General features: G+C 64.0%; 19 protein-coding genes. 9 read left to right on the top strand and 10 right to left on the bottom strand.

Annotated elements, in window-relative coordinates:
• Positions 1–60: 60 nt before the first annotated feature.
• On the bottom strand, positions 61–1,452 hold the full coding sequence (locus tag QE373_RS15025) for an MFS transporter (RefSeq protein WP_309687955.1): 1,392 nt from the start codon (positions 1,450–1,452) through the stop codon (positions 61–63).
• 108 nt (positions 1,453–1,560) lie between these two features.
• On the opposite strand from QE373_RS15025, the gene QE373_RS15030 reads away from it, so the two are divergent.
• Positions 1,561–2,448, top strand: a complete 888-nt coding sequence (locus QE373_RS15030) for a LysR family transcriptional regulator (protein WP_309687956.1) — start codon at positions 1,561–1,563, stop codon at positions 2,446–2,448.
• Positions 2,449–2,617: 169 nt separating this feature from the next.
• Here the strand turns inward: QE373_RS15030 and QE373_RS15035 are convergent, their stop codons facing one another.
• The 7 genes from QE373_RS15035 to prmC all read right to left on the bottom strand — a co-directional run bounded on the left by QE373_RS15035 (position 2,618) and on the right by prmC (position 13,393).
• Positions 2,618–3,355, bottom strand: coding sequence for a hypothetical protein (locus tag QE373_RS15035; protein ID WP_309687958.1), 738 nt, complete (start codon positions 3,353–3,355; stop codon positions 2,618–2,620).
• Between the two features lie 10 nt (positions 3,356–3,365).
• On the bottom strand, positions 3,366–4,046 hold the full coding sequence (locus QE373_RS15040; RefSeq protein WP_309687960.1) for a hypothetical protein: 681 nt from the start codon (positions 4,044–4,046) through the stop codon (positions 3,366–3,368).
• A 139-nt stretch (positions 4,047–4,185) separates the two neighbouring features.
• The gene (locus QE373_RS15045) at positions 4,186–4,794 is read right to left on the bottom strand and encodes a hypothetical protein (RefSeq protein ID WP_309687963.1); all 609 of its coding nucleotides are present in this window, start codon (positions 4,792–4,794) and stop codon (positions 4,186–4,188) included.
• A 74-nt stretch (positions 4,795–4,868) separates the two neighbouring features.
• Positions 4,869–5,783 (bottom strand): RHS repeat-associated core domain-containing protein, encoded by a 915-nt coding sequence (locus QE373_RS15050; RefSeq protein ID WP_309687966.1) that lies wholly within the window; start codon positions 5,781–5,783, stop codon positions 4,869–4,871.
• A 54-nt stretch (positions 5,784–5,837) separates the two neighbouring features.
• Positions 5,838–11,171 carry an RHS repeat protein gene (locus QE373_RS15055; RefSeq protein ID WP_309687969.1) on the bottom strand — a complete coding sequence of 1,778 codons (5,334 nt, stop codon included), beginning with the start codon at positions 11,169–11,171 and terminating at the stop codon, positions 5,838–5,840.
• Between the two features lie 377 nt (positions 11,172–11,548).
• Entirely contained in the window at positions 11,549–12,490 is a 942-nt protein-coding gene (gene pip / locus QE373_RS15060; protein ID WP_309687972.1) for a prolyl aminopeptidase, read from the bottom strand.
• A gap of 51 nt (positions 12,491–12,541) precedes the next feature.
• Positions 12,542–13,393 carry a peptide chain release factor N(5)-glutamine methyltransferase gene (gene prmC, locus QE373_RS15065; RefSeq protein WP_309687975.1) on the bottom strand — a complete coding sequence of 284 codons (852 nt, stop codon included), beginning with the start codon at positions 13,391–13,393 and terminating at the stop codon, positions 12,542–12,544.
• A 339-nt stretch (positions 13,394–13,732) separates the two neighbouring features.
• On the opposite strand from prmC, the gene ahpC reads away from it, so the two are divergent.
• The 5 genes from ahpC (at position 13,733) to QE373_RS15090 (ending at position 18,672) form a co-directional block, all read left to right on the top strand.
• On the top strand, positions 13,733–14,296 hold the full coding sequence (ahpC, locus tag QE373_RS15070) for an alkyl hydroperoxide reductase subunit C (protein WP_057687484.1): 564 nt from the start codon (positions 13,733–13,735) through the stop codon (positions 14,294–14,296).
• 185 nt (positions 14,297–14,481) lie between these two features.
• The gene (ahpF, locus tag QE373_RS15075; RefSeq protein ID WP_123698683.1) at positions 14,482–16,074 is read left to right on the top strand and encodes an alkyl hydroperoxide reductase subunit F; all 1,593 of its coding nucleotides are present in this window, start codon (positions 14,482–14,484) and stop codon (positions 16,072–16,074) included.
• Between the two features lie 83 nt (positions 16,075–16,157).
• The gene (locus tag QE373_RS15080) at positions 16,158–17,123 is read left to right on the top strand and encodes a LysR substrate-binding domain-containing protein (protein ID WP_309687979.1); all 966 of its coding nucleotides are present in this window, start codon (positions 16,158–16,160) and stop codon (positions 17,121–17,123) included.
• A gap of 130 nt (positions 17,124–17,253) precedes the next feature.
• Complete coding sequence (gene rnk / locus QE373_RS15085) at positions 17,254–17,658, top strand: nucleoside diphosphate kinase regulator (RefSeq protein ID WP_057687481.1); 405 nt, start codon at positions 17,254–17,256, stop codon at positions 17,656–17,658.
• A 54-nt stretch (positions 17,659–17,712) separates the two neighbouring features.
• On the top strand, positions 17,713–18,672 hold the full coding sequence (locus QE373_RS15090) for a transaldolase (RefSeq protein WP_309687982.1): 960 nt from the start codon (positions 17,713–17,715) through the stop codon (positions 18,670–18,672).
• A 478-nt stretch (positions 18,673–19,150) separates the two neighbouring features.
• Here QE373_RS15090 and msrA read toward each other — a convergent pair whose 3' ends face one another.
• Both msrA and QE373_RS15100 read right to left on the bottom strand, forming a co-directional pair.
• The gene (gene msrA / locus QE373_RS15095; protein ID WP_309689845.1) at positions 19,151–19,813 is read right to left on the bottom strand and encodes a peptide-methionine (S)-S-oxide reductase MsrA; all 663 of its coding nucleotides are present in this window, start codon (positions 19,811–19,813) and stop codon (positions 19,151–19,153) included.
• Positions 19,814–19,843: 30 nt separating this feature from the next.
• Positions 19,844–20,107, bottom strand: a complete 264-nt coding sequence (locus QE373_RS15100) for a DUF2007 domain-containing protein (RefSeq protein ID WP_123698682.1) — start codon at positions 20,105–20,107, stop codon at positions 19,844–19,846.
• A 130-nt stretch (positions 20,108–20,237) separates the two neighbouring features.
• Here QE373_RS15100 and QE373_RS15105 point away from each other — a divergent pair, with 130 nt between their 5' ends.
• The 3 genes from QE373_RS15105 to rlmM all read left to right on the top strand — a co-directional run bounded on the left by QE373_RS15105 (position 20,238) and on the right by rlmM (position 23,755).
• The gene (locus QE373_RS15105; protein WP_309687986.1) at positions 20,238–21,986 is read left to right on the top strand and encodes a glutamine--tRNA ligase/YqeY domain fusion protein; all 1,749 of its coding nucleotides are present in this window, start codon (positions 20,238–20,240) and stop codon (positions 21,984–21,986) included.
• 142 nt (positions 21,987–22,128) lie between these two features.
• Entirely contained in the window at positions 22,129–22,689 is a 561-nt protein-coding gene (locus QE373_RS15110) for a nucleoside deaminase (protein WP_309687989.1), read from the top strand.
• On the top strand, positions 22,673–23,755 hold the full coding sequence (gene rlmM, locus QE373_RS15115; RefSeq protein ID WP_123698681.1) for a 23S rRNA (cytidine(2498)-2'-O)-methyltransferase RlmM: 1,083 nt from the start codon (positions 22,673–22,675) through the stop codon (positions 23,753–23,755). Before QE373_RS15110 ends, rlmM begins: the two co-directional genes overlap by 17 nt.
• Positions 23,756–23,778: the final 23 nt, after the last annotated feature.

The raw sequence follows: 23,778 nt of genomic DNA on the forward strand, positions 1-23,778 counted from the left end.
CCAGCGGCCGTCACTACCGGGGGGCGTAGCGTGCATGACGGCCAGCGGCCGTCACTACCTTCAGCGCGGCGGGCGCAGCCACAACGCAACCCCCACGCCCAGCAGCGCAAACGCCGCCGCGCCGTACTGCGCGTTGACCAGCCCCTGCAGCGCCTCGACGCTGCTGCCGGATGCATCGGCATGGCGCCCGGCATTGGCCAGCATCACCAGCACCGCCAATCCCAGCGCCCCGCCAATCTGCTGTGCGGTGGCGGCCATGCCCGATGCCACGCCCTGCTGCGCCGCCGGCACACCCTGCCCGGCCACGATCCACATCGCCGTCCAGGTCATGCCCTGCCCCAGGCTCAACACCACCACGCCCGGCAACAGCGCCCAGTAGCTGGCGCCATGCGGAAGCGCCAGTGCCACCGCCGCGATACCCACCGCACCGGCCCCCATGCCCCACGCCAGCACCTGCCGCGGCGAGCGCCGCGCCAGCATCTTTTCAGCCACGGTGATGCCATAGGTGCATACCAGCGTGGGCAGCAGGAAAGCCAGCCCAGCCTGCAGCGGACTCCAGCCGTAACCATCCTGGAAGTACAGCGCCAGGAAGTAGTACTGCACGCCGAAGCTGCTCATGAACAGCAGGGTCAGCAGCATCGCCGCACGCAGGCTGCGCAGCCGCAGCAGCGAGAACTGCATCAACGGATCACGGCTGCGCTGTTCAATCATTACGAACACCCCGAGCAGCACCACCGACACCAGCAGGCAGCCGAGCGTGGCCGGTGCCGTCCAGCCCCATTCCGGCCCCTGCACCAGCGAGGTGACCAGCAGGCTGCCGCCCAGCGTCACGGTCAGGCAGCCGGCCAGATCGAACGATCGACCACGCTGCGGCGCCGCGTCACGCGGCAGCCAGCAACCGCCCAGCACCGCGCAGGCACCGGCGAAAGGCACGATCACCAGCAGCACCGACGACCAGCCGAAGGCCTGGGTCAGCACACCGCCCAGCAGCGTGCCCAACGCCAGTCCACCGGCGCTGGCCATGCTCCAGATCGCCAGTGCACGATTGCGCGTCGCACCTTCGGCGTAGATGGTATTGATCAGCGAAAGCGTGGCCGGGAACAGCAGCGCCGCGCCGATGCCCTGCGCAGCGCGCGCGGCGATCAACGTCCCCGCGCTGCTGCTCAGGCCACCGACCAGCGAGGCCAGCGCGAACAGCGCCATGCCCAGCCGATACATGCGGCGACGGCCAAGCAGGTCGGCAGCGCGCCCACCCAGCAGCAGGCAGCCCCCGAAGGCCACGGTGTACGCACTGACGATCCATTGCAGCTGCTGTGCGTTGATCCGCAGCTGCACGCCCATCTCATGCAGGGCCACGAAGATGATGGTGGCGTCCAGGGCGATGATCAGCTGCGCCATCGCCAACAGGGTCAGCGCCAGGCGCGGGGGAAACGGGGAAGTGGGAGCGCGCATGCCAAAGGTCGTGCGGGGAAGGCGGGCAGTCTCATTGATGACGGCCGACATTGAAAGCGTGATACTTCGATTTCTGTAATGCGTCAGCGCATCAATCAAGGATCAGCGATGGATCTCAATGCCGTGCGCATGCTGGTGCAGGTCGCCGAGGCACGCAGCTTCACCACCGCTGCAGGACAGCTGGGCATCAGCCAATCCGGCCTGTCGCGGGCGATCGGGCGGCTGGAAAGCGCGCTGGGCGTGCGCCTGCTCCATCGCAACACGCGCAACGTCAGCCTGACCCCGGACGGTCGCCAGTTCGTGGAGCACTGCACGCCCCTGCTGTGTGGCCTGGAAGATGCCGAGCGCAAGCTCGGCGATCGGCCGTGCACGCCATCGGGGGTGCTCAAGCTCACCGCGCCGTCGATGTTCGGGCGCAAGGTGCTGGTGCCGATGGCGGGAAAGCTGATGGCCGAGCACCCACAGCTGCAGTTCGAGCTGGTGCTCAATGATCGCCTGGTCGATCTGGTCGAAGAAGGCTTCGATGCCGCGCTGCGCACCGGCCCGATCAGTGATGTGCGGATGGTCGCGCGGCCGCTGCGGCCGCTGCGCTGGGTGACCGTCGCCTCGCCCGGTTACATCGCCCGGCACGGCGCTCCGGCGACGGTGGATGCGCTGCAGGACCACACCTGCCTGGCGGTGCGCAACCTGCGCAGCGGGCGGCTGGTGGACTGGCAGTTCCGCCTGCACGATGGCCAGCTACGCGAATTCACCGCCGCGGCGCCGATGGTGTTCGACAGTGGCGATCCGCTGGTGGACGCGGCGTTGGCAGGGATCGGCATCGTGCAGGTGATGGATTTCGCGGTGGCCGATGCACTGGCGGATGGCCGTCTGCAGCGCGTGCTGCAGCCGTTTGAAGGCCGCGAACGCGCCTTGTCATTGATGTATCCACCGTCGCGGCAGGCCTCGCCGAAGATGAAGGTGCTGGCCGACGCGCTGCTGGCCGGCGACTGGTAGGCGCCGATAGTGACGGCCGCTGGCCGTCAGCTGCGAGGCGGTGAGCTCATACATATCAAAAGCCCCTGTAGACACGCCGCCTACCGGTGTGCGAAGGCCATTGGAAGCTACATCGCAACGGCACACCCGCCATTCGCCGTGCCTGCAGCTCCATAGCCATCCGAACCTCTCAGAGGTATGAACCGCGAAGATGGTCCCACCGCGCATCAAGATGAGCACTCGAAGACGCTGCCGCTGCCGGAGCACTGACCTCCTCCGTCTCGATAAGGTGCAGCAGATTCGAAGCAAATTCCGCAAAAGGCTCGAAGGTTGAACGCTCCCTCAGGCGAAAAAGTTCCAACTGGATAGCCAGCCATGCCCTTGCCTCCTCTGTTCGACCCATCAGGTACAGGGCAGTAGCTACCTTCTCGGGGTACCCGCCAAGCATATCGCTTCGCCACTTGGAGACTGCAACAACGGCCTCGTAGCTAGAGAAATCGCGCATCAATGGGACGTACTGCTCGACGAACGATGCAAGACGCTCCGATTCATGCTCCAGGTCTGCTTCCGACATGAAATTGAACGGATCGATACCTTTCTTGATGGTGTTCAACGAAAACGCAAATGTTGTAATCTCCGAGACTTTGTAATGCCGCTTTTCTAGACTGCAGATCAGCCGCATCAGCGGCACGCAATGTACGCCTACAGCTGGCGTGACGCGCACTCTATCGCCATAGAGGCCAGTGTTCAGGCCAACCCAGCCCTGAAAATCTGGCGATATATCCAGAGCGATGGTATGCAACCGCACCCGCCTGAATCCATGTCTCACCAGCGCCGCCTCGCATGCATCAAGTACGCGACGTTTGAACTTTCCGTTCATTCCCATCCGTCCGTTATCATTCAACTGCTCGCCAATGGCAATGGTCAATCAGTGCAGATCAGCTGTTGATCCCGCTTCTATACCTTTCCATCCGCTCCGCCTGACGCTCCAATGCCCATCCATGATTTCGAACGTCTGCCTCACGCAGATAGTCCCATCGCTTGTCGTAGTAGCTGCTGGGGGACACCGAAATCGGAAACGGAATCTCCTCCTCATCCATAATCTGGCGAAGTTTGGCGGCAAACGTCTCGAACGGCTGCCACGCCGGAGCGTCATCAAGACGAAATGGCTCGCGCTGCATATCCAACCATTTCCTCGCCTCGTCCGATCGCCCCATTAGATACAGCGCAGCTGCAGCCTTCTCGGGGTAGCCGCCAAGTATTCCGCTGCGCGCCTTGCAGACTGAAACTAGCGCCTCATAGTTGGCGAAGTCACGCATCAACGGAATCCCGCATTCCGCAATGACCGATGCGAGCCTCTCCGCCTCGGAAGCCAGGCTTTCCTCCGAGTCAAAGACAAATGGCGCAACGCCTCCCCTCAGATCGGAGAGCGTGTAAGCGAACGACGCGCTATTGGATATTGTGTACGGCCCCTCATCAATACGAGAGATCAAGCGTTCCATAGGGACGCAGTGAATCCCAATCGAAGGCGTCACACGAACACAATCCATGTACAGCCCACTGTTGAGTCCAACCCAACCCTGAAAATCCGGCACTAGGTCCAAGGCGATCGTGTGCATGCGAACACGCCTGAATCCGTGCCGCACCAGCGCCGCTTCGCAAGCATCGAGTACACGACGCCGAAATTTGCTGTTCATACCTGCCCCGCACTGGGCGGGAAAACGCTGCGCCTGTCACTGCCGGACACCCAGATGCGAATCATAGGAACGCCTCTCGCAGGTACTTCCATCGCTGTTCTAAGTAAGAACTTGACGACCCCGATGCCAAAGCTGATATGCCCTGCGTATCGATGAGGTGCAGAAGCTTCGTAGCAAATCGCTCAAAGGGCTCGGAGGTTGCAGGTTCCATCGCGCTGAAGCGTTCCAACTGCTTAGCCAACCAAGCGCGGGCTTCATCTGCTCTCCCCATCAGATACAGCGCAACAGCAGCCTGCTCGGGGTAGCCGCCAAGCATAGCGCTCCGCGTCTCCGAGATGGAAGCAATCGCTTCATAGCTCGCGAAGTCACGCATGAAGGGAGCGCACTGCGCGATGGTCGATGCGAGCCTCTCCGCCACGCGGACCACATCTTCTTCTGACATGAAGATGAAGGGCTCGACGTCCCTCTTTATGGTGCTCAGGCTGTACGCGAAAGTCGCACTCTCAGATATCTTGTAAGGCTTCTCCTTCAGAGCGCAGCAAAGTCGCATAAGAGGAGCGCAATGAATGCCCAATGCCGGCGTGATTGTCACATTGTCGAGATAAAGCCCGCTATTGAGTCCTACCCAACCCTGGAAATCTGGCACTATATCCAAGGCAATGGTGTGCATGCGGACCCGCCTGAATCCGTGCCTCACCAACGCCGCCTCGCATGAATCAAGTACGCGGCGCTTGAACTTTCCGTTCATTTCCATCTCTCCAATGTGAAGAATCTAGGCGTGACTTTCTCGCCAGGTTTCAGACCAGCCTTCTCGGCATTCCGGCCAACCGGCGTCACTGCCCTGCCAGCAGCGACATCCGCCTGAAGCGACCTCTGAGCTGGCGACAGCCTGGCATCTCCTGCTTTCGATTCAACGAGGCGGAGAGGCCATTCCTTCAGCACGAAGTCAACACGAGGGCGCATGCCGGTAGATGTTACGAACGTAACTTGGGTACCTGCCACCCTTTTGCCATACTTCGCACTCGTCTTCTGCTCCGCTCCTGCTCCAGCTTGAACATTCTTCGCCAACGTCTCAGCTCGCCTGCTCGCCGTCGTCGCTTGGCTTCCCGCCCTGACCACCACCCCGGCACCGGTCACAAACGGTACCGCCGTCGCCGCCGCATCTGCCGCAAGCGCGGCCATATTTTCGGGCGTAGCGCCTTCGCGCGCTATCTTGTAGGCGTCATACGCAAGCAGGCCGATGTCCACCAGCGTATCTGCGAGACGGCCATCAGGGTCAGTAAACGCGTACGGGCTGTTTGCCGCGTAGCAGTATCGGCAGAAGTTTCCCGCCGCGGTTCCATCAACGCCGATCGGGTCGGTGCTGATGAAGACACCCAGCTCCGGATCGTAGTAACGCTGCTGCATGTAGAGCAGCCCGGTCGCGCTGTCTGCTACGTGACCGGTATAGGAAGGCTGTTCGGCCCTGCCTTGGCCGATCGCCGCGCCGTAGGGCTCGTAATCGAACCGCTCGACGACCGTGCCGGCTGAGTCACTGATCGCGACCGGCGAACCCAGCGCATCGGTATGGATGTACCGCACGGTTTCGTGGGTCTGCGCCCCCCCGACGGCAGATGCCGCCATCAGCGCTGCTGACACCAGCCACTTGAAGATCTTCATCGCCCTACCTCCCCCGCGTTTACCTGCAACAGGAACTCACATGCCTCGCCACGCTCATCCGGCAGGACACGAAGGCCAAGCGGCCGCACCGCGGCCTTCCAAGCCCGGTTGATCGGAATCGACGACGCCTGGTGCAGGGATGCGCCGCGGAATCCCCGCCTCGCCCAAGTCCAGCAGCCCCTGCGCAAAGGGTGCACTGTCTGCGGAGCAGCCAGTCTCATTGCAGGCCCTGATGATGTGTGTCGGCGCGCAATAGATGCTGGAGTGCGCCTTGGAAACGCTGGTATCCGGCCCGGAATAGACGACCCGCTCAGGAGTGGAGCGCACTTCATAGCGCGATGCGCCCAATTCCGCTTTCCATTCGATCTGGCAGGCGACCTTGACCTTGCCAGCACACGTCCACCGCGTCTGCAGTGATTTCTGGATTGTCGGCGTGCGCGGCGGCGGTACCGACCTGACCTGCAGGAGATTGGAGAACGCCCCACAACCGGCCTCATTGCAGGAGCGCACCTGATAGTCATAGGTCCCGAAGCCCATCCCGCTGCGGGGCGCCTGGGTAGAGACGGTGGTATACACGCGCGACCAAGGGCCGCCATCGCGACGTTCGAGCACCTCGTAAGTAACCGCGAACGGTACGGCTGACCAGCTGATGACGTAACTTCCGTCCCCGCTATGCCCTGGCGCACTGATCGTCGGCGCTGCGGGCGTTCGGACGACCGACACTTCAATCGGCGCCGAGTACGGTCCCCAGCCCGCTTTATTGTTTCCACGCGCCCGATAGGCGTAGCGGCCGCTCGGCTTGTCGTGGAAGGTTTGTTGATGTATCGCCCCCGAAGCCACCTGCACCCATGGACCGCCGGCTACGCTCTCCTCCAGCGCGTAGCTGTCAGCGCCGCGGGCTTCACTCCAAGTGACGGCAAACGTACCGGTCAGATTTTTTGGAATGGCTGCCAGCGTGGGTGCGCCAGCCGGAGGGTAGAGAACCACGGTCGTCGCAATGTGGGACCAAGGCCCGCACCCCGAACGATTGCAGCCTTGGACCCGATAGTCATATCTGCCAGCCGGCTTTCCGCTATATTCCTTGGCCGTGTCGGCGGACGACAGGACTACACGCCAAGGGTCAAAAGCCCCGCTGCGCTCCTCCAGCGTGTAGGTAGTGGCGCCCGCTACGCCCGTCCAGCTGACTACATAGATTCCGTTGGCCGCCTCGCTTCGCAGACTGATGCTCGTCGCATCTGTTGGCGCCAACTGCACCACAACCGAGGCCGTAGGACTCCATGGACTGCAGCCCCCCGGACTGCAGGCGCGCACTTCGTAGCCATAAACGGCGGTTGGCCGACTGACCACCGCCCAACGGCGATCCGCCCCGTCCAGCACGGTATTCCAGGCACCGCCGCCGATCTGTTCCCGCAACTGATAGCGCGTGGCCCCGGCAGGCGCCGTCCATGTCGCTTCATAATTGCCGTCGGCACTGTAGTCCGGCAGCGAGAGCTGCGGCGTCAATGGCACAACAACCCGTGTCACTTCTGCGACCAGACTGCCATTGAGCGTTACGTACTCGGTACTGCTGCCGGTACTCCAGTCGTCCCTGCGGCGTAGCACACCATCATTTCCATAGAGTGACCGGACCCAAGCTCCGGTCTCCGGCTGCCAAGACAGTATCCGGCGGCCGTGCGCGTCGTAGCGGTACTGCTCCGCCCGCTCTATCCCGCGCAGCCGGTTTCCGGTATCGAACATGTAACCGACGGCATTTCGTCTTCTCAAATTTCCGCGCGCATCATAATTCAGACCAATGATGGTTTCGCCACGTTTGTTTCGAATGTTCGTCAGGCGATTACGCGCGTCGTAGTCATAGTCGTAGTGCCTGCCACCGTCCAACCTGGCGGCGCGAAGATTGTCCAGCGCGTCATACCCGTAGTTGAATACACCTGCCCCGCCAAATGAAGGGGATGCTGCAGTGATGAGACGGCCACGGCCGTCGTACGTCAGGGTACGTGTTCTGGTCGCGTCGCGGATATCGAGGATGGCAGACGGGTTGCCGTCGACGTCGTATTCGTATTGCACATCAATCGCACCGTGGGAATCGACCACGCGCGAAGGCATCTGCCGTGCATTGGTTTCCATTGAATGCACAATGCCGTTACCGTATGTAAAATCTTTCATGCCTCCGCCAGGGTGATAGCGGACGCCTGATACGTACGTGCCCGCTCGCGTAGGCTGGCCAAGGGCATTCGGTGCGTAATCGACTTCTGCTCCACTGGGGTAGGTGATCCCCGCGAGCGCGCCCAACGCGTTGTAGCGATAACCAAGCGATTGCAAACCGACAGCGGCATCGGTCGCGGTTTCGTGCACAAGCAGGCCACGCGTGTTGTAAGCAAACGTGTTGGTGACCAACCCTTCGTCATTGGCACTGCGTGTAACCACGCGTTCCACCAGCCCGTCGGCCGTGTATACCCAGTCCTGATCACCCGATCCGTCGGGGAACCTCACGCTGCTCAGTCGGTTTCTCGCGTCCCACGTTCTGAAAATCCTCTTTCCCTGAAGCTGATCCGAGTCCTCGTTGCAGGAATCCGTTGAAGGCAGATCGAGCCCCTGCGCGTCCCATGCGACATTACCTGCCGCATCGTAGGCAAACAGTGTTGCGCCAGTTTCGGGCTCGATGATTTTGCAGACCTGGCGTTCGCGATTCTGGACGTAGCTTCTTCGTAACTGGGTGCTGCCGTCGAGGTTTCTGCGGACAATGCTGCTCGGTTGGCCAAAGACATCCCGTGCGATCTCGGTGACGACACCTTCCGGCTGCTCTATCCGCAGCGGAGCATTGTAAGTGGGCTCACTGAAGGCCATGAAAGTCGTCACTGTGCTGAAGCCGCGCGGCGAGGTCACGCGCGTTCTTCCCCCCGGCAGATAGTCGGTGGTGGTCGTCAGCACTCCCTGTTCGGAGTCATTTGAAACGGAGCGGGCGCGCCCAAGGGGGTCGTGGCTCGTCCACACCCCGGTGCTGACCGAGGGTGAAGCTGCCAGATAGGAAGCAAATATCTGACGACCTGCCTCATCGTAGTCGAAGCGCTGCCAACGTTGCGTTTCGGTCTGTGCAGCGGCGTCGTAAGCCTCGGTCAGCAGCGGGCGCCACAAAGCATCGTAGTAGGTGGCATGCACTGAGTTTCCCTGGACTACCGTGCTGCGCCAGTGTCCGGCTGCGATGCCGTGCTCCTCGGCATGGATCTGCTCGAATCGAAGTGTGCTGGGCGTCCATTCGACATCCTCGTCTCCTGACCACCCGATGCGCGTGATTCGACCCAGAGCGTCATGCTCATAGCGTGTGATCGCACCGAGTTCATTGATGACTTCCTTGAGCCAGCCGTTGTCATCGATCACCGCCGATTGCGAGGCGCCGTCTGCGAATCGGATCAAGCCAGGGGTACCTCGCCGCCACCCAGAGAGATGGGTCGCGTTGCCCCTCGCATCGGTGGCCGAGGCTGGCATTCCATCTGCGTGGTACGCCATCCGCTGGACCAACCGCTCGTGGGCCCACTCCTCAATCGGTCGACTCAGTGAATCAAAGACTGTCCGTTCGACGACACTGCCTGTGTCCTCATTGGTGACTGACGCCGTCTGACCCAGCACCCACGCAACCCGGTCGTCGTGGTAGAGAACCCGATCACTGCGGTCACCGCTTGGTCCCTTGTGATTACTGCGAGTCGGCCGCGCCAAGGCGTCAAACTCCAACAGGCTACGTTGGTATAGCGTCGATTCCCGCTCGATTCCTTCGGCGACGATGGGCCTGACCTGGGCCGTGCTGGGGTCATCGCCATGAAGGATGAGTCCGTAGACAGGTGCAAAGGCCTGCGCGGCCGCCTCTTCATTGGTCATGTACAGCGAGTTGCGGGACTGTAGGGTCGTGCCATCGGCAGCCACGACGCGAGTTCCCAGCAGCCGCCCTTCGTTCAATGCATATTGGGCGCCGTAGATGTAGTGGGTCGATGTTCCATCTGGATTGGTGACTATGGCGGTCTTGTGCTGTTTGCACGTGGTGCAAGGGTATTCTGCGGGTTGTCCGATTGAGCCCCATAGTTTCTCCAGGCCCGCGCCGTACCGATAGCTCCAGACCAATGGCGCTCGAATGCCGGGACCGGTGATCGTCTTGTTGAGCAACGAAACGACGTCGAAGAAAAAGGGCGTGCGCAGTTCGTAGTAAATCCGGGTTCCTGCATTGTCGGAGATGATGCGCTGGGCGCATTCGCTTATGTGCAGGCCGCTGCGCCCGTGACGCAGATTCTTCAGATAGAACGTGCCTGTCGCACCTGAGGGATGGCCAATCTGCAGCGTGAGCTCCCCTGCCGCCTCGGGCGGCTGCTCCCTGCAATCCGGCCTTGAATGTCCGTCCCACTGCCCTACTTGCACCCTCAGGGCTGTGGAGTAGGAGTAGGTCCATTTCGAGTCGTCGGGCAGGACGACTTCGGTAAGCCTGACGGCCTCTTCCACGGTGCCGTACCGGTATCGCCACGTCCGTCCTGACGACGATGCGTATGCCAAGTGCTCGCCTTCGTACACAAGCACGATATCGCGGCCATCGTTGGACCATATCCGAACGGGCCGGCCCCGGCTGTTGTATTCGTACTGAACCCAGTTTCCGAAGCGATCCTCTACCCGGCTGGCCAGCAGGTAACGTCGTACGCGACCTACGCGTGCACGGTGGCCCACGCCAGTCGACTTCTCCATGGTGCCCGCCAGGCGACTGGTCGCGGTATCAAAGTGATAGACGATTCCCTTGGTCGTCTTCAGCCTGAAGCCTTCCCCCGTGAGGCCGCTCTTCATGGGGATGCAGTCGATCGCATCGCGTTGAGCCGTCGTCCATTTACGCTGGACCCCGTCTGCCGGCACTGGAGTGGATGGAAGCGCACCCAGCAGCGCCCGGTCGCCGTCGCCCGGGATATGGACGATATTGCCTTGCCATATCTCGGTCAGCTGGAAGATGGGAGGGTGGCCGGGCACCATCGTTCCCGTACAGCGGTCATCGGGCCAGCCGGAATTGGGAAAATTTCCAGAGATGCTGGGTACGTCAATCTCCCATCCGCCTACGCCGTCGATATTGGCGTTGAAGCTGGTGCTGCCTATCAGGTCCAGCTCTATGCTGAAGCGTCTTCTGAGTTGCACCGGCAGCGCGCTATTACCCGGAACGTCGATATCGACGTTGGCGAACTCGGTTTTACCATTGTAGAGGCTTACGTTCTCGCCGAAGAGATCGTCCTTGAGCGTGGACAGCTTCTGCGCTGTCTCCACCTGCTTCCTGTACTCCAGATAGTGCTCGATGGCATCTGCCGGGCCAGCGGCTATGCACAGCGCGAGTGCAAGCGCCATCCGAACCGAGCAACGTTCCGGTGTACCCATGACAACCTCCCCGAGCGCTTATCTGCGCGAAGCTGAGGAGGTGATGCTGCGGCTCGCGCAGCGCTGTCAGTCGATCACTTCCTTCAACACTGTGCGCGGTTCCGCACTTGGGCAGTGTTCAATCGTTTTTTATTGAACTGCATCGCTCAGGGAAACGCGAAAGTAGGGGTCAGTTATCTACTGGTTCCGGATCGATTGCGTCGGGTGGGGACTTGCACGCGGTGACGACCAGCGGTCGTCACCCACCGGGTCGGGGACGGTCACCCACCTGGTGCAGGTGACGGCCAGCGGCCGTCACTACCGTTGCTGTCTCACGGCCAGCGGCCGTCACTACCGTTGCTGTCTGACGGCCAGCGGCCGTCACTACCGGGGCGGGTTCAGGCGAACGAATCGGTCGCGCGCACCAGCGCGTCCACGTTCTCGGCTTCGAACGCGGAATGGCCGGAGGCCGGGCTGATCTCCAGCTTCGCCTTCGGCCAGGCCTTGCTCAGCTCCCACGCGTTGGCCAGCGGGCACACCACGTCGTAGCGGCCGTGCACGATCACCCCGGGGATGTCGGCGATGCGGTGCGCATCACGCAGCAGCTGGTCTTCCACCTCGAAGAAGCCACCGTTGACGAAGTAGTGGTTTTCGATGCGCGCGAAGGCGAGCGCGAACTGCGGATCTTCATGGCTGTTGACGAAGTCATCGTCCACATGCAGGAAGCTGGTGGCCCCTTCCCACACGCTCCAGGCCTTGGCCGCGGCCAGCCGGGTGGCTTCGTCTTCGCTGGTCAGGCGACGATGGAAGGCGGAAATCAGGTCGTGGCGCTCGACGGTCGGGATCGGCTTGAGGTAATGCTCCCACGCATCCGGGAACAGGCGATTGGCGCCTTCCTGGTAGAACCATTCCAGTTCCCAGCGGCGCAGCATGAAGATGCCGCGCAGCACCAGTTCGGTCACCCGCTGCGGATGGGTTTCGGCATACGCCAGCGCCAGTGTGGAACCCCAGCTGCCGCCGAACACCTGCCAGCGATCCACCGACAGGTGTTCGCGCAGTTTTTCGATATCGGCCACCAGGTCCCAGGTGGTGTTGTCCACCAGGTCCGCGTGCGGGGTGGACCGCCCGGCACCGCGCTGGTCGAACAGGATGATGCGGTACTTGGCCGGGTCGTGGAACTGGCGCATCTTGTCGCTGCAGCCGCCGCCCGGCCCACCGTGCAACATCACCACCGGCTTGCCGTCCGGGTTGCCGCACTGTTCGAAGTACAGCGTGTGGCGGTCATCGACTTTCAGGGTGCCGACGTCGTAGGGGGTGATGGCGGGGTACAGCGTACGCATGCTTGCAGCTCCGTGGTGATGCCCCGCGCGCGGCAGGACAGAGCCCTCATTCTAGGCCGGTCGCCGGCCCAGCGTGACCCGGTCGCGCTGCTCCAGGTCCTGCACCGTTTCCACTTCATTCAAGCCCGCCTGCTGCAGCAGCGCGCGGATCGCCGCGCCCTGGTCCCAGCCATGTTCCAGCAGCAGCCAGCCACCGGGCAGCAGGTGGGCGGTCGCCCCATCGGCGATCAGCCGGATGTCATCCAGCCCGTCGTGTCCGGAGGCCAGCGCGGTCGCAGGTTCGAAGCGCAGGTCACCGCGCGCAAGGTGCGGATCGTCGCTGGCGATGTAGGGCGGATTGCTGGCGATCAGGTCAAAGCGGCGTCCCTGCAGCGGCGCATACCAGGCTCCCTGCGCGAACGCCACGTTGGCCACCGTGTTGCGCGCGGCATTGCGCGTGGCCACCGCCAGCGCCTCGGCACTGAAATCGGTCGCCAGCACCTGTGCGAGGGGGCGTTCACTGGCCAGCGCCAGTGCGACGGCGCCGCTGCCGGTGCCGAGATCGGCGATCGTGCATGGCTGATCCGCAGGCAGCCGCGCCAGCGCCTGTTCGACCAGCAACTCGGTTTCCGGCCGCGGGATCAGGGTGGCCGGGGTGACCTCCAGCTGCAGCGTCCAGAAGCCCCACTGGCCAGTGATGTAGGCCACCGGTTCGCCTGCCAAGCGACGCGCCAGCAGTGCGTAGAAGCTGTCGCGCTCGGCCAGGCCGAGCGGATCCGTGGCATGCGCGAACAGCCAGCTGCGGGGTCGCTGCAGTGCATGCAGCAGCAACAGCTCGGCCTCGTGCCGGGCCTGCGCACCGCCCAGCCGGGCTGCGGCGTCAGCCAGCAGGTCGCGTATCAGCATGTCGGGTCGCGCGCTCATGGTCAGGACCTTGCGTGGGGGCGGCAGCTTAGCCCAAGGCGTCGCGACGAACCCGGCACGCGGCGACATCACGGGACCGGAGCCGATGCGCGTCGTTCAGCTGCAGCGTCACCCAGCATTGGCTGAGGCTATCAGGAGCCCGACCCGATCACGCACGCAAAGTCTCGAATCCATTGAGTTAAGACGGGAAAACCCGGCGACGTTATACACGGCGCCCCTTTTTATTAATAGTTACAGCCTATTGGATAGATGCGATCAATGCATTGTTCTTATTGAATTGAAGCCGGTACTCTAGGTCCTGTCGCTAGACCCACTCCCCTTCACCCAAGAGGAATATCCATGTCCCTGATCAACACCCAGATCCAGCCGTTCGAAGCCAATGCGTACCTGAATGGCGAGTTCATCAAGGTTTCCGACCGTACCCTGAAGGGCCAGTGGTCCGTCCTGATCTTCATGCCGGCCGCTTTCACCTTCAACTGCCCGACCGAAATCGAAGACGCGGCTGACCATTACGCCGAGTTCCAGAAGGCCGGTGCCGAGGTCTACATCGTCACCACCGACTCGCACTTCGCCCACAAGATCTGGCACGAAACCTCGCCGGCCGTCGGCAAGGCGCAGTTCCCGCTGGTCGGCGATCCGACCCACCAGCTGACCAATGCCTTCGGCGTGCACATCCAGGAAGATGGCATGGCCCTGCGTGGCACCTTCGTCATCAACCCGGAAGGCGTGATCAAGACCCTGGAGATCCACTCCAACGAGATCGCCCGTGACGTGTCCGAGACCCTTCGCAAGCTGAAGGCTGCCCAGTTCACCGCCGCCAACCCGAACCAGGTCTGCCCGGCCAAGTGGAAGGAAGGCGAGAAGACCCTGACCCCGTCGCTGGACCTGGTCGGCAAGATCTAAACGCTGCACGTTGCTCCCATGCCCGCCCCACGCGGGCGTGGGGGTGAACCGAAGCCAGCCGCTGATGCCAGCAGCCGCCAGCCCCTTCCCCTGCGGCTGTCTTCGGTTCACCCCTACCCCCTGCTGGTCCGCTACGCTCTGTCGCGGTGCCACGCCCCCGTTTTGCCTGAAGCCAGGAGAAGACCATGTTGGACGCCAACCTGCAGTCGCAGCTGAAGACCTACCTGGAGCGCGTGACGCGCCCCATCCAGATCACCGCGCGTGCCGATGACGGCGCCAAGGCGCAGGAGATGCTGGAGCTGCTGACCACCATTGACGGCCTGTCCGACCAGATCAGCCTGACCGTGCTGCGCGACGGCGTCGGCCGGGTGCCCTCCTTCGACCTGGGCAGCCCGGGCCAGGACATCCACCTGACCTTTGCCGGCCTGCCGATGGGCCACGAGTTCACTTCGCTGGTGCTGGCCCTGCTGCAGGTCGGCGGCCACCCGTCCAAGGCCACTGCCGAGGTCATCGAGGCCGTGCAGAACCTGGAAGGCGAGTACAAGTTCGAGACCTATTTCTCACTGTCCTGCCAGAACTGCCCGGACGTGGTGCAGGCGCTGAACCTGGCGGCCGTACTCAACCCGCGCATCCAGCACGTGGCCATCGACGGCGCCCTGTTCCAGGATGAAGTGGAGCAGCGCCAGATCATGTCGGTGCCCACGGTCTACCTCAACGGTGAGCTGTTCGACCAGGGCCGGATGACGCTGGAACAGGTGGTGGCCAAGCTCGATACCGGTGCAGCCAAGCGCGATGCCGCCAAGCTGGCGACCAAGGAGGCCTACGACGTGCTGGTGGTGGGCGGCGGTCCGGCCGGCGCGGCCGCGGCGATCTATGCCGCACGCAAGGGCATCCGGACCGGCGTGGCTGCCGAGCGTTTTGGCGGCCAGGTGCTGGACACGATGGCGATCGAGAACTTCGTTTCGGTGAAGGAAACCGAAGGCCCGAAGATGGCCATGGCGCTGGAACAGCACGTGCGCGAGTACGACGTGGACATCATGAACCTGCAGCGTGCCACCGGCCTGGTGCCGGCCGGCGACGACGGCCTGGTCCAGGTGCAGCTGGAAAACGGCGCGGTGCTCAAGTCGCGCACCGTGATCCTGTCCACTGGCGCGCGCTGGAGGCAGATGAACGTGCCCGGTGAAGACCAGTACCGCAACAAGGGCGTGGCGTACTGCCCGCACTGCGATGGCCCGCTGTTCAAGGGCAAGCGCGTGGCGGTGGTGGGCGGCGGCAATTCCGGCGTGGAAGCGGCGATCGACCTGGCCGGCCTGGTGTCCCACGTCACCCTGCTGGAATTCGACGACAGGCTGCGTGCCGACGAGGTCCTGCAGCGCAAGCTGCACAGCCTGGGCAACGTGACCGTGCTGACCAGCGCACAGACCACGGAAGTCCTGGGCGACGGGCAGAAAGTGACCGGGCTTGTCTACAAGGACCGCATCGGCGGCGATTCGCACCGGGTGGAACTGGAAGGCATCTTCGTGCAAATAGGACTGCTGCCCAATACCGAATTCCTGACTGACGTCATCACCCTCTCGCCGCGAGGTGAAATCGTCATCGATGATCGCGGCCAGACCAATCTTCCCGGAGTGTTTGCCGCCGGAGATTGCACGACCGTACCGTACAAGCAGATCATCATCGCCATGGGCGCAGGATCGACGGCTGCCTTGAGTGCCTTCGATCACCTGATCCGTTCGTCCGTGACCAAGAGCAGCGGTGCCGTCGCCGAAGCTGCCTGACACAGGGTCCCAGGTCACCGGGATCACCGCATGTCCGCTGGGTAAGCCACGCCGTCCCGGTCCCTACCCAATGAGGTCTCAGGATGAACCTACGTGATCTGAAGTACCTGGTGGCGTTGGCCGACCATCGCCATTTCGGCAAGGCCGCCACGGCGTGTTTCGTCAGCCAACCCACCCTTTCCACCCAGATCCGCAAGCTGGAAGAAGAGCTGGGGTTGCCGCTGGTGGAACGCGCGCCGCGCAAAGTGATGCTGACGCCCGCCGGCGTGGATGCGGCCGCGCGGGCCCGCGTCATCGTGGCCGAAGTGGAACAGATGAAGGAAGCCGCGCGCCGCAGCCGCGACCCGGAGGCCGGCGCGGTCCGGCTGGGGATCTTCCCGACGCTGGGGCCCTACCTGCTGCCCCATGTGATTCCACGCATCCGCGAGCGCTTCCCGCAGCTGGAGCTGCTGCTGGTTGAAGAAAAGAGCGACGTGCTGCTGGCCCGGCTGCGCGAAGGCAAGCTGGATGCCGCACTGCTGGCGCTGCCGGTGCTGGATGACCAGCTGCACACCGAGTTCCTGTTCGAAGAACCGTTCCTGCTGGCCGTGTCGGCCCAGCATCCGCTGGCCAACCGCCGCCAGCTGGATGTACAGGAGCTGTCCGCACAACGCCTGCTGCTGCTGGAAGATGGCCACTGCCTGCGCGACCAGGCGCTGGAAGTCTGCCGGCTGTTCGGCGCCAACGAGAAATCCGAGTTCCGCGCCACCAGCCTGGAGACACTGCGCCAGATGGTCGCTGCCGACGTGGGCATCACCTTGATGCCGACGCTGTCGGTGAAGCCGCCGGTTCCGCGTTCGGACAACATCCGGCTGCTCGACCTGGTCGGTGACAATCCGCCAAGCCGCCGGATCGCCATGGCGTGGCGACGCAGCTCGGCGATGAACGGGTTCCTGGAGCAGCTGGCGGACCAGTTCAAGCACCTTCCCGTCTCCCTGTTCACGTTGTCGGGCGGGCCGTTGCTGCCCTCACGACAAGCCGAAAGCGACATCAGCGCACTGCCGGGCTGAGCCGCAGCCGAACAATGAAGACGGCGGCGCGCGCGGGTGGGTCGATTCCTGCCCCGTTTGTCCCCACAATAGAATCAGGCGGCGCCAACTGGTGCCGCCTTTTGTATGGTCCCTTTCAAGGAGTAGTCCCATGACCACCGCAAGCGGCCTGCCGCCGTCCATTACCGTTTCTTCCCATGATCTGGCCCGTCTGGAGGCCCTGCTGGATTCCCCCGCCGCAAGCGCCTTGCCGGCTGCCGCTGCGCTGTCCGACGAACTGACCCGCGCCGCCGTGAAGGCGCCCGGCGAGATGCCCGAAGGCGTCGTCAAGATGCACTCGCGCGTTGAATGCGAAGATGCCACCTCCGGTGAGAAGCACGTCCTGACCCTGGTCTACCCGCGCGAAGCGAACGTCGACGAACACAAGGTGTCGGTGCTGGCGCCGGTCGGTACCGCATTGCTGGGCCTGTCCATTGGCCAGAGCATCGACTGGGATGCCCCCGGCGGACGCAAGCTCAAGCTGCGCGTCACCGCGGTGCACGACGACGCCCTCTGAAGAATTCCTGTTACCCGGCTGCGCCCCACGCGCGCCCGCACTGATGGAGCTGCAATGAGCACTACCACGTCCAAACTGGCCCAGCTGCGCGACCTCTCCGTGGTGGTCGCCGATACTGGTGATTACGACGCCATCAAGCGGCTGCAGCCGGTCGATTGCACGACCAATCCGACCCTGGTGAAGAAGGCGCTGGACCTGCCGGTCTATGCGGACCTGATCGCCCGCGAACTGGCCTGGGGCCGCGCACAGGGCGGTGACCGCGAAAGCGTGGTCAACGCTGTTGCGGACCGCCTGACCGTCGGTGTCGGCACGCTGTTGAGCACGCTGGTGCCGGGCCGCGTGTCCACCGAAGTGGATGCGGACAAGTCGCATGACACCGAGGCCACCATCGCCAAGGCGCGCCGCTTCGTGCAGATGTACGCCGACGCCGGCGTGCCGCGCGAGAAGATCCTGATCAAGATCGCCGCGACCTGGGAAGGCATCGAAGCGGCACGCGTGCTGCAGGCCGAAGGCATCGACTGCAACCTGACGCTGATCTTCAATCCCACCCAGGCCCTGGCCTGCAGCGAAGCCGGTGCGTTCCTGATCTCGCCCTTCGTCGGCCGCATCCTGGACTGGTACGTGGCCAACGGCCAGGCGCCGGCCAACATCGATGAAGATCCCGGCGTGGTGTTCGTGCGCGGCGTGTACGCCGAGTTCAAGCGCCGCGGTTCGCCGACCGTGGTGATGGGCGCTTCGTTCCGTTCCACTGCGCAGATCGAAGCGCTGGCCGGCTGCGATCGCCTGACGATTTCACCGGATCTGCTGGAAAAGCTGGATGCCGAGCACGGCGACCTGCCGCGCGCGCTGGTCGCAGGTTCCGCTGAAGCGGTGGCGACTGCACCGATCGATGGGGCACGCTTTGCCGCCGACCTGGCTGCCGATCCGATGGCGACGGAGAAGCTGGCGACCGGGATCGAGGCGTTCGCGAAGGATCTGGACAGCCTGCGGGCACGGATCCGCGCGGAGCTGTGATGGTGTTGGGGTGGTCGAACGGGTGAGCCCCCCTCGCGGGTGGCTGTTGTCTGAAGCCGCAGCTGGGGGTGGGCCGGGCGGGGAGGCTATGCGGGGCACGCGCAAGTACGTCCCTGTAGCTCTTCGCGGCTCCTGCCGCTCAAGGCCCCGCATAGCCTCCCCGCCCGGCCCCCTGACAGGTCCCGGTGGCCGCCACCCGCGTAATGAAAGAAATAAAGGCAGGGGTCAGAGTCCTTTCGCGTAGCGAAAGGACTCTGACCCCATCTTCCTCCCACCCTTCCAACCCACCGCATTTTCCAGGGCCGCCATGGACCTGTCGAAGGGGGGCGGGGTGGCTGTGCAGGACCGTCTTTTCGCAGGGATGCGAAAAGCGAGCCTCCATGGACGGATTCACGGCGTGTCCTGCACAGCCACCCCGCCCCACCAACCCGCAGCCCTGCACGCTTTTGACGTTGACGTTGACGTTGACTGAAAAGCCTCAGCCCGCCGCAGGCGGCAACCCGATCGGGCAGCTCACACCGGTGCCGCCGATACCGCAGTAACCATTCGGATTCTTCGCCAGGTACTGCTGGTGGTAGTCCTCGGCGTAGTAATACTCCGGTGCCGGGTACACGATCTCGGTGGTGATCGGCCCGTAACCGGCCGCCTGCAACTGCACCGCATACGCATCCCGGCTGGCCACCGCCGCGGCGTACTCGGCCTCGGTCAGGCAGTGGATCGCCGAACGGTACTGGGTGCCGGTGTCGTTGCCCTGGCGCATGCCCTGGGTCGGGTCGTGGCTTTCCCAGAACACCTGCAGCAGCTGCGCCACGCTGACCAGCTTCGGGTCGAACACCACCTCCACCACCTCGGTGTGGCCGGTGAGCCCGGAACACACCTCTTCGTAGGTCGGATTCGGCGTTACGCCACCGGCATAACCGACCGAGGTGCTGTACACCCCCGGCAGCGTCCAGAACTTGCGCTCGGCGCCCCAGAAGCAGCCCAGCGCGAAGCGGATCCGCTCGAACCCGGCGAACCGGTCCTTCAGCGGATGGCTGTTCACGAAGTGCTGGTTGCTGTGCAGCGGCAGCGGCTGGTCGCGGCCCGGCAGGGCCTCTTCCGGACGCGGCAGGCGCTGCTTGAAGGCCCCGATGCCGAGGATGCCGTTACCAAGTCCCAACATGTGGTGCTCCTAGGCCGGCTGTCCGGCAAGATCGTCTGTGTCTGAAATGGGGTCGCCAGGGGCAGGGCCCAAGTCCAGTCCGGCAACGATCGCTTCAGCTTCCGGCCGTGCCGCCTCGGGGATGGCCACCCGCAGCACGCCGAACAGTGGCAGCTCACCCATCCCGCCGAGCAGCGATTCGCCGAACACGAAGGCAGGAATGCCCGCATCCTCCAGCGCGTGCTTGACCAGATGCGCGTCAAACAGGTTGTCGGCCTTGTATACGATGTGCATGGCATCTCCTCGGAGGCTGGCTGCCAGCATACGCGCGCCCCGATGTACGGACCGCTGCCTGCAGCCGCACCGGGCAAGCCAGCCCCCGACACGCTAGACTGGCGGTCTTTCTGCCCTTGATTGCCGCATCATGTCCGAGCACACCCCTGCCAGCCCCGAGACCCCCGTCGACAGCCCCGAGAAGCGCGATTTCATCCGCCAGATCGTGCGCGAGGACCTGGCCAGCGGCAAGCACCAGGCGATCAAGACCCGCTTCCCGCCCGAACCCAACGGCTACCTGCACATCGGCCATGCCAAATCGATCTGCCTGAACTTCGGCATCGCCGGCGAGTTCGGCGGCGTCTGCAACCTGCGCTTCGACGACACCAACCCGGCCAAGGAAGACCCCGAGTACGTGGCCGCCATCCAGGACGACGTGCGCTGGCTGGGCTTTGAATGGAACGAGCTGCGGCATGCCTCGGACTACTTCCAGGCCTATTACCTGGCCGCGCAGAAGCTGATCCGCGACGGCAAGGCCTACGTGTGCGACCTGTCGGCCGAAGAAGTGCGCGCCTACCGCGGCACCCTGACCGAACCCGGCCGTCCCTCGCCCTACCGCGAGCGCAGCGTGGAAGAAAACCTGGACCTGTTCGCGCGCATGCGCGCCGGCGAGTTCCCGGACGGTGCACGCACCGTGCGCGCGAAGATCGACATGGCCAGCGGCAACATCAACCTGCGCGATCCGGCGCTGTACCGCATCAAGCACGTCGAGCACCAGAACACCGGTTCGGACTGGCCGATCTACCCCATGTACGACTTCGCCCATGCGCTCGGCGATTCGCTGGAAGGCATCACCCATTCGCTGTGCACGCTGGAATTCGAAGACCACCGGCCGCTGTATGACTGGTGCGTGGACAACGTGGACTTCGCGCATGACGATGCGCTGACCGCGCCGCTGGTCGATGCCGGGCTGCCGCGTGAAGCGGCCAAGCCGCGCCAGATCGAGTTCTCGCGCCTGAACATCAACTACACGGTGATGAGCAAGCGCAAGCTGATGGCGCTGGTCACCGAACAGCTGGTGGACGGCTGGGACGACCCGCGCATGCCGACCCTGCAGGGCCTGCGTCGTCGTGGTTACACGCCGGCGGCGATGCGCCTGTTCGCCGAACGCGTGGGCATCAGCAAGCAGAATTCGCAGATCGATTTCAGCGTGCTGGAAGGCGCGCTGCGCGAAGACCTGGACAGCGCTGCGGCGCGCCGCATGGCGGTGATCGACCCGGTCAAGCTGGTGCTGGTCAACCTGCCGGAAGGCCATGAAGAATCGCTGACCTTCAGCAACCACCCGAAGGACGAGTCGTTCGGCACCCGCAACGTGCCGTTCTCGCGCGAACTGTGGATCGAGCGCGAAGACTTCGCCGAAGTGCCGCCGAAGGGCTTCAAGCGCCTGCTGCCGGGTGGCGAAGTGCGCCTGCGCGGTGCCGGCATCATCCGCTGCGATGAAGTGGTCAAGGATGCCGACGGCACCATCACCGAACTGCGCGGCTGGCTGGATCCGGAATCGCGTCCGGGCATGGAAGGCGCCAACCGCAAGGTCAAGGGCACCATCCATTGGGTCAGCGCCGTGCATGCGGTGCCGGCCGAAGTGCGCCTGTACGACCGCCTGTTCTCGGTCGCCGACCCGGACGACGAATCGGAAGGCAAGACCTACCGCGACTACCTGAATCCGGAATCGCGCCGCACCGTGACCGGTTACGTCGAGCCCGCCGCCGCCATCGCGCCGCCGGAGCTGTCCTTCCAGTTCGAACGCACCGGCTACTTCGTGGCCGATCGCCGCGACCACACCGCGACCCGCCCGGTGTTCAACCGCAGCGTGACCCTGCGCGATACCTGGTCGGCCTGACCCCGACATCCTGCGCGCGCGGCCACCCCCGCGCGCCATCGCTGCCTGCCGCCCCTGCCCGTCCGCTTCATCGGACGCGGGCTACACTGCGCGCGGCTGCTGTTGTGTTCCACCCCCGTAATCCGATGAGAGGCACCCCGCGATGCTGTATGCGCAAGTCCACCTGACCCTTCCCGCCTGGATCCATGACCAGATCGACCTGGATCAGCGCTATCCCGGCGACGAGGCCAAGGTCGCGCTGGCCATCGCGCTGTCCAGGTCGAACGTCGAGCATGCCAGTGGCGGCCCGTTCGGCGCGGTGGTGTTCGGCCCGGATGACCAGGTCATCGCCGTGGGCGTGAACCGCGTGATGCCCCACAACACGTCGCTGGCGCACGCCGAGAACATGGCCTACATGCTGGCCCAGCAGCGCCTGCAGACCCCGCGACTGAACGATGTGCTGTTCCCGATCACGCTGGCGACGTCGTCCCAGCCCTGCTGCCAGTGCTACGGCGCCACCGTATGGGCCGGCATCGATCGGCTGCTGATCGGCGCCAGTGCGGCCGACGTGGAAGAACTGACCCCGTTCGACGAAGGCCCGCTGCCGGCGGACTGGGTGGGTGAGCTCAACAAGCGCGGTATCGAGGTGGTGCAGGGCCTCAACCGCGACGACGCGCGCGCCGTGCTGCGCGCTTATGGAGAAGCCGATGGCGCCCGCTACTGATACGTCTGCTGCCACGGCAGGGATAGGCCTGCTGTGCCTGTGCCGCCAGGGCTTCGAACCCGAACTGGCGGGCGAACTGACCGCGCGCGCGGGCGAGTTCGGTTTCGCCGGCTATGCGCGTACCCAGCGCAATGATGGCTACGTGCTTTTCATGTGCGACGAAGCCGCCGCGCTCAGCCGCATGCTGTCCTGGCGCGAGCTGATCTTCGCGCGGCAGAAGCTGGTGGTACTGGCGGAACTGCCGCAGCTGGATCCGGCCGACCGCATCACCCCGATGCTGGCGGTACTGGGCGATGCACCGCGCTTTGGCGACCTGTGGGTGGAACATCCCGATTCGGACGCCGGCAAGCCGCTGTCCGGGCTGTCGCGTGCGTTCGGCAACGCGCTGCGTCCGGCGTTGCGCAAGGCCGGCAAGCTGACCGACAAGCCGAACGAGAAGCTGCCGCGCCTGCACGTGGTGTTCGTCGACGGCACCCATGCCTTCGTCTGCGTCGCTGCACCCGCCGACAGTGCCCCGTGGGCGCTGGGAATACCGCGCCTGAAGCTGCTGCCGGACGCACCTTCGCGCTCCGCGCTGAAGCTGGAAGAGGCCCTGCTGACGCTGCTCACCACCGAAGAACGCGAAGCGCTGATGAAACCCGGCATGCGCGCGGCCGATCTCGGCGCCGCACCGGGCGGCTGGACCTGGGTACTGACCCGCCAGCACCTGCGGGTGCTGAGCATCGACAACGGTCCGCTGCGCCAACACGTGCTGGACACTGGACTGGTCGAACACCTGCGTGCCGATGGCTTCCACTGGTCGCCCGAACAGTCGCTGGACTGGATGGTCTGCGACATGGTGGAGCAGCCGCGCCGGGTGGCCGAGCGCATGGCGACCTGGTTCCGCGAAGGCTGGTGCAAGCACGCCATCTTCAACCTGAAACTGCCGATGAAGAAGCGCTGGGATGAAACCCGCCTGTGCCTGGAACTGTTCGAGGAACAGGCCGGCAAGTCGCTGACCGTGCGCGCCAAGCAGCTTTACCACGATCGCGAAGAAATCACCGTGCTGGCATCCCCACTGCGCTGAGCCGCCCGGTCCGCGCATGCCGG

This window comes from Stenotrophomonas sp. SORGH_AS_0321, from assembly GCF_031453215.1.
Taxonomy (GTDB): Bacteria; Pseudomonadota; Gammaproteobacteria; order Xanthomonadales; family Xanthomonadaceae; genus Stenotrophomonas; species Stenotrophomonas chelatiphaga.